Consider the following 16,577-nt stretch of genomic DNA (forward strand, 5'->3'; position numbering starts at 1 on the left):
GTGTGCGGGCGCCGAAGCGATGCCGATCTGCACAGCTCCCCTGCGGGATGCGGTGCTCCCGATGGGCGAGGATGGACCGCATGACCGACCCGCAGCAGGAGCAGGAGATCGCCTTCGCCCGTGAGAAGGCGAAGCGCACCCTGCCGGTCGCGCTCCTCGTGCTGCTCGGCCTCGTGGCGATGTACCTCCCGCTGCCGAAGCGCTTCGTCGCGGTGCTGCCGCTCGTGCTCGCGATCGTGCTCACCGTGCGCCTGCTGCGCTTCCTGTCGGCGCGCGGCGGCAAGGAGAAGATCTGGCCCGTCGTGACCCTCGTCATCTCCGGGATGCTGCTGTCGTCGCTGGCGCTGCAGGTCGTCTTCTACGACTCGGTCCACGCCTACGAGGAGTGCGTCGCGGGGGCGCAGACGAGCATCGCCGAGGGCGACTGCGCGCCGCTCAAGGACGCCGGGATGATCGGCCTCGTCGTCCGCTGAGGCCCACCCCGACCGTTCCTCGCCAGTCCCCCAGTCAGTCAGTCTCCGTCAGTCCCCGTCAGTGCTCGTCAGGGGCTGAGGTCTCCGCGTCCGCACCGGCCCGCGGCGCCACCGCCGACTCGCGCTCGCGCTGCTCGGCGCGACGGTCGCGGAGCACGAGCACACCCGTGAAGAGCAGCGCGCCACCGACGACCTCCGCCGTCAGGGCGGCCCCGAACGACCAGAGGTGTGCCCCCACGGCCGAGAGCCGGTCGACACCGACCGCACCGTTGCCGAGCGCGGTCAGGGCGACGACGACCGCGACCGCGACGAGCGCCGCGACCGCCGTGGCGGACAGCCTGGCCCGCACGTTGCCGAAGAACTCGAGCTCGGCGTCGACCCGACGACCGAGCCACACGCCGACGAGCGCCGGAGCCAGCACGACGGCATACATCGTCGCGGGGTAGTCGCTCGCCTGCGGCAGGGCACCGAGGACGGGCACGAGCGGCAGCAGCCCGGGCTGGGCGGCGCCGGCGGAGATCGTCGAGCCGAGGGCGACCTGGAAACCCGGGCCCGCGAGGAACGACAGCGCCCACGTGGCCGCGTTGCCGAGGAGGGCGACCTGCGCGAGCGCGATGATGGCGACCGCGCCGAGGTTCGCGCCGTACTGGTCCTGGATGTCGGCGACCGTCGACCACGACAGGACGAGCCGCACCACGACGACGACGAACCCGAGGGCGAGCAGCACGCCCGCCCCGCGCCAACCGGTGCGCCACACCGTCGGCAGCCACGTCGGGCCGCGTCGGAACCACGTGCGCACGAAGGCCGGAGCGGTCTCGTCGTCGGGCCGCAGCATGACGAAGCCGAGCGCCGCCAGCGGCACGAGCAGCGACCCCACGACCGCGGCGACACCGGGCGTCGCCGGGCCCCCGAGGGTGAAGAGCGCGAAGACCGCCGACACGAGGCCGTAGCCGATGAGGAAGCCCGGCACGACGCCCCACTGCGCGACGCGGCTCCAGTCGGTCGCGCCGACGCGCAGCCGTTCCGTGGCCGCGAGGCGACGGGCGAAGCGGTAGGCGATGAGGACGAAGACGAGCAGGAGCAGCAGGGGCGTCATGGAGATCGCCACGGTCCCGGCACCGACGGACTGTCCGTGGCCGAGGAACCAGACGGCGCTGGCGACCGAGACCGCCGAGAACCATCCGACCGAGCTCTCGGGCGCGGCCAGCCAGCCGACGAGCGCGGGCAGGACGACGACCGACCACGTGCCCACGGCGGCCAGGGCTCCGGCACGCAGGGCGGCCGGCATCGCCGTCGAGGGGCTGGTCGTCGACGTCGTGGTCGTCGACGTCGTGGTCGTGCTCGGCGGGGCCAGTGGTCTCACTCCTGCGCTGCGGGTCCTGCGGGCTCGTGCGTGGTCGCTCCCATGGTCACAAGATCGCCGCCGCGGAGCGAGCGCCCACGCCGATGACCCGCGTGTGGGCCGTCGATGCCAGGACACAGGCACCGGTGTGAGGCACGGATCAGCCCGGAAGCGCCACGTTCCGGACCCGTCGGGCGGACGATGGAGGAGAAGGGGATGACCCATCATGAGCAGCAGAATCCTCCACCTGCTGGCACCCCTGCTGGCAGTGCTCGCCATCACCGTGGCCGCCGTCGGCCCGACCGCCCCGGCCCCGACCCCGTCCCCGCGCACCGGCGTCGTCGCCGCCGCGCCGCTCGAGGTCGCCTCCGTGCCCGTCGCGTACGCGGGCACCGTCTACCTCACCTTCGACGACGGTCCCAACCCCACCTACACCCCGAGGGTCCTCGCCGTCCTGCGGAAGTACGGCGTGCACGCCGTCTTCTTCGAGCTCGGCCAGAACGTCTCGTGGTACCCGTCGGTCACCCGCAGCCTGCGCACCTACGGCAACCTCATCGGCAACCACACGTGGAGCCACCCCGACCTCACGACCCTGTCGACCTCGGCCGTCACGTCGCAGCTCAACCGGATGGAGTCGGCGCTCGGCTACCGGCCGCGCTGCGTGCGCCCGCCCTACGGTGCGACGAGCTCGCGCATCGCGACCATCATCGCGAACCGCGGCCAGCGCCAGATCCTCTGGACCGTCGACCCGCGTGACTGGTCGCGCCCGGGGACGTCGGTCATCGTGAGCCGGGTCCTGGCAGCCGTGCGGCCGGGCTCGCGGATCCTCCTGCACGACGGCGGCGGCGACCGGTCGCAGACGGTGGCCGCGCTCGACCTGCTCATCCCGAGGCTGCGAGCCCGCGGCTTCGTCATCGGCCTCATGGCCTGCTGACCACCGATCGCGTATGCCGTCGCGCCGGGCCATGCGCCCGGGCGCCGGGCGCGACGTGGCCGGCCACACGGCATACGCCCTCCGATGACAGCAGAGCGGGCGGCCACCCGGAGGTGACCGCCCGCTCGGAAACGCTGCTGGCGCAGGCTACTTCGCAAGGTCCTTCATGATCTCGCGCATGAGGTCGGCCGTCTCGGACGGCGTCTTGCCGACCTTGACGCCCGCGGCCTCGAGGGCCTCCTTCTTGGCCTGCGCGGTGCCCGACGAGCCGGAGACGATGGCGCCGGCGTGGCCCATCGTCTTGCCCTCGGGGGCGGTGAAGCCGGCGACGTAGCCGACGACCGGCTTCGTGACGTGCTCCTTGATGTAGGCGGCCGCGCGCTCCTCGGCGTCGCCACCGATCTCGCCGATCATGACGATCGCGTCGGTGTCGGGGTCGTTCTGGAACGCCTCGAGGCAGTCGATGTGCGTCGTGCCGATGATCGGGTCGCCACCGATGCCGACGGCCGAGCTGAAGCCGAAGTCACGCAGCTCGTACATCATCTGGTAGGTCAGCGTGCCCGACTTCGAGACGAGGCCGATGCGGCCGGTGCCCGAGATGTCGGCCGGGATGATGCCGGCGTTGCTGACGCCCGGGGTGATGAGACCGGGGCAGTTCGGGCCGACGATGCGCGTCGTGCCCGTCTCCTTGGCGTAGTTGTAGAACTCCGCGGTGTCCTTGACCGCGACACCCTCGGTGATGACGACGGCGAGGGGGATCTCGGCGTCGATCGCCTCGACGGCCGCGGCCTTGGTGAACTGTGCGGGCACGAAGATCACGGACACGTTGGCGCCGGTGGCCTCGATGGCCTCCTTGACCGTGCCGTAGACGGGGACGGAGACGCCGCCCTCGAAGTCGACCGTCGTGCCGGCCTTGCGGGGGTTGACGCCGCCGACGATGTCGGTGCCCGACTTGAGCATGCGCTGGGTGTGCTTCATGCCCTCGGACCCGGTCATGCCCTGGACGATGACCTTCGAGTCGGCGTTGAGGAAGATAGCCATGTTCGCTCGTTCTCTCTTCTGTGGCGAGGGGTCAGTTGGCGGCGGGCCGGGCGGCGAGCTCGGCGGCGCGGCGCGCGGCGCCGTCCATCGTCGGCTCGATCGTCACGAGCGGGTGGTTGCGCTCCTGGAGGATGCGGCGACCCTCCTCGACGTTGTTGCCGTCGAGGCGCACGACGAGCGGGCGGTCCTCCTCGTCACCGAGCGCGTCGAGCGCACCGACGATGCCGTTGGCCACGGCGTCGCAGGAGGTGATCCCGCCGAAGACGTTGACGAAGACGCTCTTGACCTGCGGGTCCGAGAGGATGATGTGCAGGCCGTTGGCCATGACCTCGGCGCTGGCGCCGCCACCGATGTCGAGGAAGTTGGCCGGCTTCTGGCCGCCGAACTCCTCGCCGGCGTACGCGACGACGTCGAGGGTGCTCATGACGAGACCCGCGCCGTTGCCGATGATGCCGACGGAGCCGTCGAGCTTGACGTAGTTGAGGTCCTTCTCCTTGGCCGCTGCCTCGAGCGGGTCGGCGTGGGCCTTGTCCTCGAGCGCCTCGTGGTCGGCGTGGCGGAAGCCGGCGTTCTCGTCGAGCGTCACCTTGCCGTCGAGGGCGACGATGTCACCGTCCTCGGTCTTGACGAGCGGGTTGACCTCGACGAGCGTCGCGTCCTCGTCGCGGTAGACGGTCCACAGCTTCTGGATGGTGTCGGCGATGGCGGCCTTGTCGGCGTCGTCGAAGCCGGCGGCGTCGACGATCTCCTGCGCCTTGGCGGCGTCGATCCCCGTGTTGGGGTCGACGGCGATGCGCGCCAGGGCCTCGGGGCGCTCGACGGCGAGCTCCTCGATCTCCATGCCGCCCTCCTTGGAGCACATGGCGAGGTAGGTCCGGTTGGCACGGTCGAGCAGGATCGAGAAGTAGTACTCCTCGGCGATGCGAGCGCCCTGGGCGATCATCACGGTGCCCACGGTGTGGCCCTTGATGTCCATCCCGAGGATGGTCTCGGCGGCGGCCTGGGCCTCGTCGGGGCTCTTCGTGACCTTGACGCCACCGGCCTTGCCACGGCCGCCGGTCTTCACCTGCGCCTTGACGACGGTGACACCGCCCGACTTCGGTCCGATCTGCTCAGCGGCCGCTCGGGCCTGCTCAGGGGTGGTGGCGATGGCGCCGGCCAGCACGGGCACCCCGTGCTTCTCGAACATGTCGCGGGCTTGGTACTCGAAGAGATCCACGGGTGGGGTCCGTCCTCGTCGTCGATTCGAATCGTCGTCGATCGCGTCGCTGCGGCGTCCCGGGGCTCACGTGCTCACGCTCTCGCGCCAGGACGGGCCCTGCGCCGAGGCGCAACCGAATCAGGCTGTCCCTCGGACTCTAGTGGCTGTGACCTGTGGCGACCCCATCGGGTGCGCCCGACCGGACGAAGATCACACCGCCACCTCCCCCTCCACTGCCCCCGTTTCGCGCGGCCCCCGTTTCGCGCGCCCCCCGTTTCGCGCGCTTCTGGTGCGAGCGCGCGAAACACACCAGATGCGCGGGACTTTTCGCGCGCCCGGTCGGCGGATCGCGCGCTTCTGGTGTGAGCGCGCGATCCGGAAGTATGCCGGGTGAGTCACGCGCTTTGGTGGCGGTGCTGACGACGTGCGCCCTCTCAGGCGGCGACGGCTGCCAGGCGTAGGGCCTCGAGGACGCGCCCTTGCACGAGCCCCGGCCGCGCGAGCTCGGACCAGGTGAGCCGAACCACGACCCACCCGGACCGGCGCAGCGCGTCCTCCCGACGCTTCTCGTCGAAGAGGACGGCGCCGGCGCCGGAGGCGTACTTCACCCTGCCGTCGAACTCGACGAGGACGCGGGTGCCGGCGATCCGGAAGTCGGCCCGGTAGGTCTTGCCCTCGGTCACCACCGTGAACTGCGGCTCGACCTCGTGGCCGAGCCCACGCAGCACGAAGGCCGTGAGGGACTCACCCGGAGACTCGTGACGGGCGTCCGCACACCGGAGCGCGGCGCGCACGGGGCCCACCCCCCGGTGGCCCTCGAAGTCGGCGAGGGCTCCGGACAGCGACTCGGTCGTCAGCAGACCTCGGGCGAGGGCGGCGTCGGCAGCCACGAGGGCTCCCGTGGGGTCACCCACGAGCCCACTACCGACGACGGCGTGCGCGACAGGTGCCAGTGGGACCGTCTCCCCGTGGGAACCATCCGGCTCGACACCGCTCCAGGGGACTCCCTCCTGCTCGCGGTGGAGCAGGAGCCCGGACCGACGGCGCGACTGACCACTCCAAGGTTTGGGCGGCTCGGCGTCGGCCGGCCGCACGCGAGTCAGGTGTACGACATCGAGGCCGACGCGGTGCAGTGGCAGCCCGAGCACGACGAGCGCCGACGAGTGACTCACCACGGCCGCCCCTTCGTAGGCTCGGGACAGCGCGATGGCCCTGAGCCTGTGACGGTCACGCTCGCTCGCGGGGACGCCCACGGCATACCACCCATGGGTGAGCCGCGTGCACGTCGAGCGGCGGCACAGCAGGGCCAGGGCCCGTCCGTCGATGCCGGCGCGCAGGGCTTCTCGTGCGCTGAAGACTCCGTGTCTGGCGATGAGCTCGAGGTTCACCCTCGCAGGCTGTCCGCTCGAGGTGGTGGCGCGCAGGCGGCGTCTGCCCGCTGTGGACGACGAGGCCTAGGGTCGGTGGGGTGTGGACAGTGGCCGGGACGGCCCGGGCGCGCGAAACAGGCATCAGGCGCGCAGAATTCAGCGCGCTCGTGTCAGATTTCGCGCGCTCGGGCGTCGAGCGCGCGAAACGTCGGGCCCGCGCGGGGGGTGCGCGGGGTGGTCGGGTGGGTCAGGCGGCGTGGACGTGCTCGCGGACCCAGCCGACGATCTCCATCGTCGTCGCGCCCGGCGTGAACACCTTGGCCACCCCGAGCTTCTCGAGCTCGGGGATGTCGTCCTCGGGGATGATCCCGCCGCCGAAGACGACGATGTCGCTCGCGTCGCGTTCGGCGAGGAGCTCGACGACGCGCGCGAAGAGGGTCATGTGGGCGCCCGAGAGGACGGAGAGCCCGACGACGTCGGCGTCCTCCTGGATGGCCGCCTCGACGATCTGCTCGGGAGTCTGGTGCAGACCGGTGTAGATGACCTCCATGCCCGCGTCGCGCAGCGCCCGGGCCACGACCTTGGCGCCCCGGTCGTGGCCGTCCAGACCCGGCTTGGCCACGACGACGCGGATGACGTCGGTCGACGCCGCACCCGCTCCGGTCGCGCTCGCGGTCTCGTCGTCGGTCACGGCAACGGCGTCGGCGCCCAGGGACTCGCTCATGCCGGGCACTCTAGCCAGCCCCGCGAGACGCGACGCGCAATAGTGATGCATCGCCCACCGGTCGGGGTACGTTCGGGTCGTGGCAGTGGCAGCACGGGCGGCGACGACGCCGCGACAGGCCGACACCCCGAAGGGTGCCGCGGCGGGCCCTCGGGGCTTCGTGGCGACCGTCGGGGAGCTGGCGGGTGCGCTCCTGACCCCGACCGGGATCGCGGGCGCGGCCCTCGAGGCGACGTGGATGGGGCTGCACCTCGGGCTCTACCCGCTCGGACTGCTCGGATCGCGCGCCAGCGACCGCCGCCAGGGCTACCGCCTCGGTCACCTGCCACCGAGCCAGCGGGGACTCGCGATCCAGAACGTCGAGGCGGCCGAGACGCCGATCCTCCTCGTGCACGGCATGGTCGACAACCGCTCGATCTTCACCGTCCTGCGGCGCGGCCTCGTCCGCCGCGGCTTCGGGCGCATCGAGACGATCAACTACTCGATCTTCACCGGCGACGTCCGTGCTGCTGCGGCCGCCCTCGGCGCCGAGGTCGAGCGCATCGTCGAGGAGACCGGCTACGAGCGGATCCACGTCATCGGCCACTCGATGGGCGGCCTCATCGCCCGCTACTACGTGACCCGGCTCGGCGGCGACCAGCACGTGCACACGCTCGTCACGCTCGGCACCCCGCACCAGGGCAGCTACCTCGCCTACACGTGGAACAACGGGCTGACCCGTCAGCTGCGCCCGGGCAGCGCCCTCATGGACGAGCTCGCCGCGCCGGTCAAGGAGTGCCAGACCCGGTTCCTCGTCTACTGGTCCGACCTCGACCAGGTCGTCGTGCCCCAGCGCAACGCCGCCCTCCACCACGACGACCTCACGGTCCACAACGTCGCCCTGCACGGCGTCGGCCACATGAGCCTGCCGATCACGAGCAGCGTCGTGCACGGGATCTCCACGGCCCTCGCCCACCTCGACACCTCGGGGGCGACCGTCACCCCCGGGGTCAGCTCACTGGGGAGCCGGCGCAGCAGCACGTCGACGACCCGTCGGAGTGGCACCGCGGGTCGCGTCGCGCCCTCGCGCTGACCCGGCCGACCCCCAGTCACGAGGGGCCGACAATTCGCGCAGATCCTCCTGTGCAAATCCCGCACCAGGGTCTCGGCATGCCCTAGTGTCGTGCGCAGTCGCGACCCTCCACCGCGACGCCGGGACGTCCAGAAACGTGGCGTGATTTTGGATAACGAAATGGTCACGTTAGGCTGGCGACTCGCAATCTGTGACCGATAGGTATCTCTTTCGTGCCCAAAACCAGTTACTCCGGCCGGCACAGGCCGGCAGCCAAGCCTTCACGGGGTCGACAGTTCGTCGTCCCCGTCGCTCTGCTCTCCTCGACCATCGCCGGTGGCCTCGTCATCCGCGACGCCGGCGCGAGCGAGCTGAGCCCCGAGGCGGCTGCCATGAAGAACGTCTCCAACTCGGTCGCAGGTCTCGGGCTCACCGCGGACCCCGACGTCGTCGCAGCCGCTGCCGCGAGCCGGTCCGGCGCCCGCTCCTCGCGTGACATGGCCCGCGACGCCAAGACGCTCATCGTCAGCGCGACCGCCTCCGCCGCGCAGACCGCCACGCAGGCCCAGGCCGCTGCAGACAAGGCCGCGGCCGCCAAGGCCGCCGCGGAGAAGGCGAAGGCCGTCGCCGCCGCGAAGGCCAAGGCCGCCGCCCGCGAGCGTGCGATCGCCATGGCCCACCGCTGGGTCTCCCCCGTCGCCGGCTACACCCTCACCTCCGGCTTCGGCTTCCGCTGGGGCAAGATGCACCCGGCGCAGGACCTCGCGTGCCCCACGGGCAGCACGGTCCGGGCCCTCTCGAGCGGCACCGTCGTCTTCGCCGGCTGGTCCAACGAGGGCTACGGCAACATGGTCAAGATCCGCTACTGGGACGGCACCGTCTCGTGGATGGCGCACAACAGCCGCCTGCTCGTGTCCGTCGGCGACGAGGTCTCCCCCGGCCAGCGCGTCGCCTACAGCGGCAGCACCGGCAACTCGACGGGCCCGCACGTGCACCTCGAGATCCACCCCGACGACGGGTCGGCCGTTGCACCTCGCACCTGGCTCGCCGCGCACGGCGTCAACCTCTGACCGAGGCCGTCCACGTCACGAGGCCCGTCCCTTCCGGGGGACGGGCCTCGTCGCGTCCGCAGACCCACGGCCGTAGCCGACCGGGTATGCCGTATGCCACTGTGCCGCAACGGAACCCGGCTGACGCTGGGACCCGGGCAGACGGCATACGCCTTCGGTCGTGACCGCAGGTCAGGGCCCGCTCCGGGTCGCTGGGCTCAGAGCTTGACGAGCGGGGCGTAGCGCAGGAGCAGGCGCTTCGTGCCGGTCTCGGCGCCGAAGTCGACGTGCGCCATCGACTTGTCGCCGTCGCCCTCGACGCGCACGACGGTGCCGAGGCCGAAGGAGTCGTGGCTGACGCGGTCGCCCGACTGGAGCGCGATGACCGGACGCTTGCCGGCGCTGCGGACGCCCGGCCGGGCCGCGAGCGTCGCCACGGCCGGACGGTCGGAGCCGCGGGCCCCGCTGAACGACGGGCCGAGCCGCTGCCAGTCGAGCAGGTCGCCCGGGATCTCGTCGAGGAAGCGCGACGGTGGGTTGTACTGCGGCGCCCCCCAGGCGGAGCGGACGGCCGCACGCGAGAGGTAGAGCCGCTCGCGTGCACGGGTGATGCCGACGTAGGCCAGACGGCGCTCCTCCTCGAGCTCCTTGGGATCGCCGAGGGCGCGCATGTGCGGGAAGGTGCCGTCCTCCATCCCGGTGAGGAAGACGACGGGGAACTCGAGGCCCTTGGCCGTGTGGAGCGTCATGAGCGTGACGACGCCCTGTGCCTTGGCCTCGGGCTCGTCGGGGATCTCGTCGGCGTCGGCGACGAGCGAGACCTGCTCGAGGAACTCCTCGAGCGCGCCTGCGGGACCGACGTCCTCGGGCTCGACGCCGGGCTGCAGCTCGCCGCCCGACTCCTCGAGCTCGGTGGCGCGGCGGTCGTCGTACTCCTGCGCGACGGCCACGAGCTCGGCGAGGTTCTCGACGCGGGTCTCGTCCTGCGGGTCGTGGCTCGCGCGCAGCTCGGCGAGGTAGCCGCTCTCCTCGAGCGTCATCTCGAGCAGCGCGGCGACGCTGTCGTCCGCCTCGTAGGAGGTGCGGAGCTTCTCGAGCAGCGCCGTGAAACCCTGGATCGCCGCGACCGAGCGCGTCGCGATGCCCGGTGCGTCCTCGGCCCGACCGAGCGCCGCGACGAACGGGATGCGCTCGCGCTCGGCGAGGGCGGCGACGCACGCCTCGGCCCGGTCACCGATGCCACGCTTGGGAGTGTTGAGGATACGGCGCAGGTTGACGGTGTCGGTCGGGTTGGAGACGACCCGGAGGTAGGCCAGCGCGTCCTTGACCTCGCGGCGCTCGTAGAAGCGCGTGCCGCCGACCACCTTGTAGGGCAGGCCGACCCGCACGAGCACCTCCTCGATGGCACGGCTCTGGGCGTTCGTGCGGTAGAAGACGGCGACGTCGCCCGGCTTGACGCCCTGGTCGGCGAGGTCGTCGATCTCCTTGGCCACGAAGGCGGCCTCGTCGTGCTCGTTGTCACCGACGTAGCCGGTGATCATCGCGCCGTCGCCGGAGTCGGTCCAGAGGTTCTTGGCGCGACGCTCCTCGTTGCGGGCGATGACGGAGTTGGCAGCCCGCAGGATGCGCTGGGTCGAGCGGTAGTTCTGCTCGAGCAGGATGGTGCGCGCGTCGGGGTAGTCGTTCTCGAACTCGAGGATGTTGCGGATCGTCGCTCCGCGGAACGCGTAGATCGACTGGTCGGAGTCGCCGACGACGCACAGCTCGGCCGGCGGCACGGCGTACGCGCCCTCGGGACCGTTGACCTCGCCGACGAGCTCCTTGATGAGCTGGTACTGCGCCTGGTTGGTGTCCTGGTACTCGTCGACGAGCACGTGCCTGAACCGGCGGCGGTAGTACTCCGCGACGTCGGGAAAGGCCTGCAGGACGTTGACCGTCATCATGATGATGTCGTCGAAGTCGAGGGCGTTGGCCTGACGGAGGCGGCGCTGGTACTGCGTGTAGGCGTCGGAGACGGTGCGCTCGTAGTGGTTGCCCTCGGTGACCTGACCGGCGTAGGTCTCCTCGTCGATGAGGTCGTTCTTGAGGTTGCTGACCTGCGCCGAGAAGCCCCGCGGCGGGTAGCGCTTCGGGTCGAGGTCGAGGCCGCGAAGGACGAGGCTCATGAGGCGCTGGCTGTCGGCGGCGTCGTAGATCGAGAACGTCGACTTCATGCCCACCTTGGCCGCCTCGCGGCGCAGGATGCGCACGCAGGCCGAGTGGAAGGTCATGACCCACATGGCACGGGCGCGGGGCCCGACGAGCGCGGCGACCCGCTCACGCATCTCGGCCGCCGCCTTGTTGGTGAAGGTGATGGCGAGGATCTGCCCCGGCTGGGCACCGCGCTCGCCGAGCAGCCACGCGATGCGGTGGGTCAGCACGCGGGTCTTTCCCGACCCGGCACCGGCCACGATGAGCAGCGGGGTGCCCTCGTGGACGACGGCTTCGCGCTGCTGCGGGTTGAGGCCCTCGAGCAGCACCGTCGGGTCGAGGTCGGCGCGTCCCTGCGGTGCGGTCTCGACACCGCCGCGGGCGGCGGCCTCGGCCCAGGTGGGGACGCCCTGCTCGGTGACGTCTGCGCCGCGCCCGGGACGCCCGGACCCGCCGGAGGGCGCGCCCTGACCGTGCTCGAAACCGGGGATGGGGAGGTCGTCGAAGAGCGTGCTCATGATCGACCAAGCCTACGTCGAACCACCCACAGCGCCGGACCACGACGCACAGCCGCGCGGGTCGGGAGAGGATGGCGGCGTGAGCGACTTCCAGATCCGTGAGGCCTCGGCCGACGACGTCCCCGACCTCATCCGCCTCGTGCAGGGGCTCGCGGCCTACGAGAAGGAGCCGGACTCCGCGACGGCGACACCCGAGCAGTTCCGCGAGGCCCTCTTCCCCTCGCAGGGCGACCCCACCGCATACGCCCTCGTGGGGGTGCGGGAGGGCACGGTCGTCGCCATGGCGATCTGGTTCCGGAGCTTCTCGACGTGGACCGGCCGGGCCGGGATCTGGCTCGAGGACCTCTTCGTCGACCCCGAGCAGCGCGGCCACGGGCTCGGCACGGCCCTGCTCTCGCGCCTCGCCGCCATCTGCGTCGAGCGCGGCTGGACACGCCTCGAGTGGTCGGTGCTCGACTGGAACACGCCGTCCATCGACTTCTACCGCGCCCACGGCGCCCGCTCGCTCGACGACTGGACGACCTTCCGTCTCGACGGCGACGCGCTCTCGCGACTGGCGGGCCCGTAGGTGGCACGCCCGCCGCGGCCGATGGGGTCGGCCGACGTCCTCTGGCTCAACATGGACCGCCCGACCAACCTCATGGTCATCGTCTCGGTCGTCCTCCTGGAGTCGCGGCCCGACTGGGACCGCGTGCTCGACGTGGTCCGCGAGCGGATCATCGAGCCGTACCCCGTCTTCAGCCAGCGCGCGCGGCGACCCCGGGGGCTGTCCGGCCACCGCTGGGAGGACGACCCCGACTTCGACCTGACCCGGCACGTGACGCGGGTGACCCTCTCCGGCGAGGGGACCGCGGCCGAGGCGGACGCCGAGCTGCAGGCATACGTCGAGGAGCACCTGCCGCGGCCCTTCGACCGTTCGCGCCCGCTCTGGGAGGTCCACCTCGTCGACGGCCACGGAGCGGGCGCCGCCCTCGTCTTCCGCATCCACCACGCGCTCGCAGACGGCATCGCCCTGACCCGGGTGCTGCTCGGTCTCACGGAGGACGCCGACGGGCGGCCCGGCGACCTCGTCGGCCCGCCGGCGACGACCGACCTCGCGACCCTCCCCCTCGGGGCGCCGTCGAGCGCTGGGGCTGTCGCGTCTGGTCTGAGGCTCGCCCGGGCCACGACGCGCACGGGCTGGGATCGCCTGCGCTCCAAGGGCGCCCGCGCTGCCGTGACAGATGCCGCCGGGCTCGCCCTCCGTACCGGACAGGTCGTTACCGACCTCCTCCTGACGACGAACCCCAGGAGCGCCGTCGGCGGCGTCCCCGGGCACCGCAAGCGTCTCGTGTGGACCCAGCCGCTGCCCCTTCCCGGGCTCAAGCAGGCCGGGCGCCTCGTCGGCGCGACGCTCAACGACGTGCTGCTGAGCGCCGTCGCCGGCGCCCTGCACACCTACCAGGACGGGCGTGGCCGAGAGCCGGTCGACCTCGTGACGATGGTGCCGGTCAACGTCCGACCGCTCGACGAGCCGCTCCCGCGCGAGCTCGGCAACCGCTTCGCGCTCGTCTTCCTGCGCTTCCCGAGCCGCGACGCCACGCCCCTCGGGCGCCTCGTCCTGTCGAAGGCTCGGATGGACTGGCTCAAGGCGTCGCCCGAGGCGGCGCTCACCTTCGCCCTCATCTCCGTCATCGGCCGCTTCCCCGCCGAGCTGGAACGCCGGCTCGTGGACTTCTTCGCGGACAAGGCGATCGGCGTGACGACCAATGTCGCAGGGCCCCGCGAGGTCCGCTACCTCGGCGGCGTCCCCGTGACGGGCGTGCTCGGGTGGGTGCCCGGGTCGGGGCGACACACGCTCGGCTTCTGCATCGTCACGTACGCCGACGCCGTCCGCATCGGGATCATGGCCGACGAGTCCGTCGTCCCCGACCCCGAGTCGCTCCTCGCGGCACTCGAGGACGAGCTCGCCCTGCTCGTGCGCATCGGCGAAGCGGGGTCCGCCGGACCCACGGGGCGCACCGGGCGCACCGGGCCCACCGGGCCGAGGAGGAGGCCGGCGCAGTCGTAGGGTGGCGAGCATGAACCGAGCGACCAGCGTCTTCGTCTCCGAGCCCGGCGACCGCAGCGTCCTGCAGGTCCGCGACCACGAGGTCCCCGCCCCCTCCGACGGTGAGGTCCAGGTCGAGGTGGCCGCCGCGGGCGTCAACTTCATCGACGTCTACAAGCGCCAGGGCGTCTACCCCGTGCCGACCCCGTTCGTCCTCGGCGAGGAGGGTGCCGGCACCGTGACCGCGGTCGGCCCCGGCGTGACCGACCTCGCCGTCGGTGACCGGGTGGCCTGGTGCCAGTCGTCCGGGAGCCAGTCCACGCTCGTCAACAAGCCGGCCCTCCTCCTCGTCCCCGTCCCGGACGGCGTCGACCTCGAGGTCGCGGCCGCCACCATGCTCCAGGGGCTCACGGCCCACTACCTCGTCACGAGCACGTATGCCGTCGGGCCGGGCACCGTCGCCTTGGTGCACGCCGCGGCTGGTGGCGTCGGGCAGCTCCTCGTGCAGATGGTGACGGCCCGCGGCGGCACCGTGGTCGCGACGGCCGGCTCCGACGAGAAGCTCGCGATCGCCGAGGCGCTCGGTGCCCAGCACCTCATCAACTACTCGACCGTCGACGACCTGGCCGCCGCGGTCCGCACGGCTGCCGGACGCGGGGTCGACGTGGCCTACGACGGTGTCGGGAAGTCGACGTTCGACGCGTCGCTCGCCTCGCTGCGTCCGCGGGGGACGATGGTCCTCTTCGGTGGGGCCAGCGGGCAGGTGCCCCCCTTCGACATCCAGCGCCTCAACAGCGGCGGGTCCCTCTTCCTGACGCGTCCGACGCTGGCGCACTACGTCGCCGAGCGCGACGAGTACGAGTGGCGGGCCGGCGAGGTGCTCGGCGCGGTGGCCGACGGCTCGCTGAAGATCGACGTCGGCGGGCGCTACCCGATGACCGAGGCGGCGGCGGCCTACGAGGCCCTCGAGGGTCGACGCACGACGGGCAAGCTCATCCTGGTGCCCACCGCATGAGCCGCACGCTCTTCCGGCACGACCGCATCTGGACCGGCGACGCGGGTGTCCCCTGGACGACCGCGCTGCTCGTCGAGGACGGCCGCGTCGTCGCGGTCGGTGGCGACGCCGTCGAGGCGGCGGGTGCGGACACCGACACCGTCGACCTCCCGGGGGCGCTCGTCATGCCCGGCCTGCACGACGCCCACATCCACACGGAATGGCTCGCACGCGACCTGTCGTCCGTCGACCTGCGCGAGGCACGGTCGCTCGAGGAGACGCTCGAGCTCGTCCGGGCGCACGCCGAGACGCTGCCCGAGGGCGAGGTGCTGCACAGCGGACGCTGGAACCACAACCGCTGGGCCGTCCCGGAGCAGCCCGATCGGCACGCCCTCGACACGGTCTCCGGAGACCGCGTCGCCGCGCTGTCGAGCGTCGACGGGCACACGATCTGGGCCAACTCCCTTGCGCTGCAACGGGCCGGCATCACGCGGGACACCCCCGACCCGGTCGGCGGTGAGATCGTGCGCGACGCCACGGGCGAGCCCACCGGGATCCTGCGCGAGTCCGCGCAGGAGCTGCTCGCCGTCATCCCGCACGAGGAGTCACCACTGCGGCCGTGGCTCGAGCGGTGCCAGGACTGGCTCCTCTCCGTCGGACTCACGAGCATCACCGACATCGACGGCGAGGCGGCGCGCGCCGCCTACGCCGAGCTGCACGCGGACGGCGCCCTGCGGTTGCGGGTCACGAAGTGCACGCGCGACCCCGACCTCGAGCTCGCGATCGCCGAGGGGCGACGCTCGGGCCAGGGTGACGACGTCTTCCGGGTCGGGCCGGTCAAGTTCTTCAGCGACGGTGCGCTCGGATCGCACACCGCCCACATGACCGAACCGTTCATCGGCCACGAGGGCTGCGGCATCGCCGCGATGCCCTACGAGACGCTGCTGGAGCGCACGTTGACCGCCGCCCGTGCCGGTCTCGACGTCGTCACGCACGCCATCGGCGACGAGGCCAACCGACTCGTCCTCGACACCTTCGAGGCGGTGCGGGCCGAGGGGCTGGAGCGGATCCTGCGCATCGAGCACGCGCAGCACGTGCGGCCCGTCGACATCCCGCGCTTCCGGGCGCTCGACGTCGTGGCCTCGATGCAGCCCAGCCACTGCACGGCGGACCTCGAGCTCGCCGACGAGATCATCGGCCCGCGGCGGCTCGCCTCGTACGCGTGGCGCAGCTTCCTCGACGCCGGGGTGCACGTGGCGTTCGGATCGGACGCGCCGGTCGAGGACCCGAACCCGTTCCACGGCCTGCACGCCGCCGTCACGAGGCAACGGGCCGACGGACAGCCGCTCGGCGGCTGGCGCCCCGAGGAGCGGGTCACCCTGACCGAAGCCGTGCACGCCTTCACGGTCGCCGCCCACGAGTCGGTCGGGCGCACCGACGTGGGCCGCCTCGTGCCGGGCCAGCTCGCCGACCTCGTCGCGGTCGACCGTGACCTGTGGGCGCTCGAGGAGTCGGCGCCCGCCGAGATCCGCGACACCGTGGTGCTGCAGACACGGGTGGGTGGCGAGCTGGTCCACGAGCGCAGCTGACACCCGCCGGCAGGGACTGGCCGCGCCTGAGCCACGGCCTCGGGGGCGGCCCCTGAGGCACCGCCTCCGGGG

General features: G+C 72.0%; 14 protein-coding genes. 8 read left to right on the forward strand and 6 right to left on the reverse strand.

What is annotated here, in order from left to right; all coding sequences use genetic code 11:
- Nucleotides 1-80 precede the first annotated feature (80 nt).
- Nucleotides 81-473 (forward strand): hypothetical protein, encoded by a 393-nt coding sequence (locus H283_RS0117440; protein ID WP_020144816.1) that lies wholly within the window; start codon nt 81-83, stop codon nt 471-473.
- A gap of 58 nt (nt 474-531) precedes the next feature.
- On the opposite strand, the gene H283_RS0117445 is transcribed toward H283_RS0117440, so the two are convergent.
- Nucleotides 532-1,836: a DUF6350 family protein gene (locus tag H283_RS0117445; RefSeq protein WP_020144817.1), complete on the reverse strand. Its 1,305-nt coding sequence runs from the start codon at nt 1,834-1,836 to the stop codon at nt 532-534.
- A gap of 205 nt (nt 1,837-2,041) precedes the next feature.
- On the opposite strand from H283_RS0117445, the gene H283_RS25615 reads away from it, so the two are divergent.
- Nucleotides 2,042-2,749, forward strand: coding sequence for a polysaccharide deacetylase family protein (locus H283_RS25615; RefSeq protein ID WP_020144818.1), 708 nt, complete (start codon nt 2,042-2,044; stop codon nt 2,747-2,749).
- 147 nt (nt 2,750-2,896) lie between these two features.
- Here the strand turns inward: H283_RS25615 and sucD are convergent, their stop codons facing one another.
- The 4 genes from sucD to H283_RS0117470 all read right to left on the reverse strand — a co-directional run bounded on the left by sucD (nt 2,897) and on the right by H283_RS0117470 (nt 7,085).
- Nucleotides 2,897-3,790: a succinate--CoA ligase subunit alpha gene (gene sucD / locus H283_RS0117455; RefSeq protein WP_020144819.1), complete on the reverse strand. Its 894-nt coding sequence runs from the start codon at nt 3,788-3,790 to the stop codon at nt 2,897-2,899.
- Between the two features lie 31 nt (nt 3,791-3,821).
- The gene (gene sucC / locus H283_RS0117460; protein WP_020144820.1) at nt 3,822-5,009 is read right to left on the reverse strand and encodes an ADP-forming succinate--CoA ligase subunit beta; all 1,188 of its coding nucleotides are present in this window, start codon (nt 5,007-5,009) and stop codon (nt 3,822-3,824) included.
- A gap of 416 nt (nt 5,010-5,425) precedes the next feature.
- Nucleotides 5,426-6,379, reverse strand: coding sequence for a type IV toxin-antitoxin system AbiEi family antitoxin domain-containing protein (locus H283_RS0117465; protein WP_020144821.1), 954 nt, complete (start codon nt 6,377-6,379; stop codon nt 5,426-5,428).
- A 229-nt stretch (nt 6,380-6,608) separates the two neighbouring features.
- Complete coding sequence (locus H283_RS0117470; protein WP_020144822.1) at nt 6,609-7,085, reverse strand: cobalamin-dependent protein; 477 nt, start codon at nt 7,083-7,085, stop codon at nt 6,609-6,611.
- Nucleotides 7,086-7,164: 79 nt separating this feature from the next.
- Here H283_RS0117470 and H283_RS0117475 point away from each other — a divergent pair, with 79 nt between their 5' ends.
- Nucleotides 7,165-8,157, forward strand: a complete 993-nt coding sequence (locus H283_RS0117475) for an alpha/beta fold hydrolase (protein ID WP_231372317.1) — start codon at nt 7,165-7,167, stop codon at nt 8,155-8,157.
- 212 nt (nt 8,158-8,369) lie between these two features.
- Nucleotides 8,370-9,206, forward strand: coding sequence for a M23 family metallopeptidase (locus tag H283_RS0117480; RefSeq protein ID WP_020144824.1), 837 nt, complete (start codon nt 8,370-8,372; stop codon nt 9,204-9,206).
- A 197-nt stretch (nt 9,207-9,403) separates the two neighbouring features.
- Here the strand turns inward: H283_RS0117480 and pcrA are convergent, their stop codons facing one another.
- Nucleotides 9,404-11,893, reverse strand: coding sequence for a DNA helicase PcrA (gene pcrA / locus H283_RS0117485; protein ID WP_020144825.1), 2,490 nt, complete (start codon nt 11,891-11,893; stop codon nt 9,404-9,406).
- A 79-nt stretch (nt 11,894-11,972) separates the two neighbouring features.
- On the opposite strand from pcrA, the gene H283_RS0117490 reads away from it, so the two are divergent.
- From H283_RS0117490 to H283_RS0117505, 4 genes are read left to right on the forward strand one after another with little or no spacing between them, the layout of a single operon-like run.
- Nucleotides 11,973-12,461: a GNAT family N-acetyltransferase gene (locus tag H283_RS0117490; RefSeq protein WP_020144826.1), complete on the forward strand. Its 489-nt coding sequence runs from the start codon at nt 11,973-11,975 to the stop codon at nt 12,459-12,461.
- Nucleotides 12,462-13,943, forward strand: coding sequence for a wax ester/triacylglycerol synthase family O-acyltransferase (locus H283_RS25620; protein WP_156023284.1), 1,482 nt, complete (start codon nt 12,462-12,464; stop codon nt 13,941-13,943).
- 10 nt (nt 13,944-13,953) lie between these two features.
- Nucleotides 13,954-14,937 carry a quinone oxidoreductase gene (locus H283_RS0117500; protein ID WP_020144828.1) on the forward strand — a complete coding sequence of 328 codons (984 nt, stop codon included), beginning with the start codon at nt 13,954-13,956 and terminating at the stop codon, nt 14,935-14,937.
- Nucleotides 14,934-16,505 carry an amidohydrolase gene (locus H283_RS0117505; RefSeq protein WP_020144829.1) on the forward strand — a complete coding sequence of 524 codons (1,572 nt, stop codon included), beginning with the start codon at nt 14,934-14,936 and terminating at the stop codon, nt 16,503-16,505. Before H283_RS0117500 ends, H283_RS0117505 begins: the two co-directional genes overlap by 4 nt.
- Nucleotides 16,506-16,577: the final 72 nt, after the last annotated feature.

The organism is Terracoccus sp. 273MFTsu3.1, from assembly GCF_000383675.1.
Taxonomy (GTDB): Bacteria; Actinomycetota; Actinomycetes; order Actinomycetales; family Dermatophilaceae; genus Terrabacter.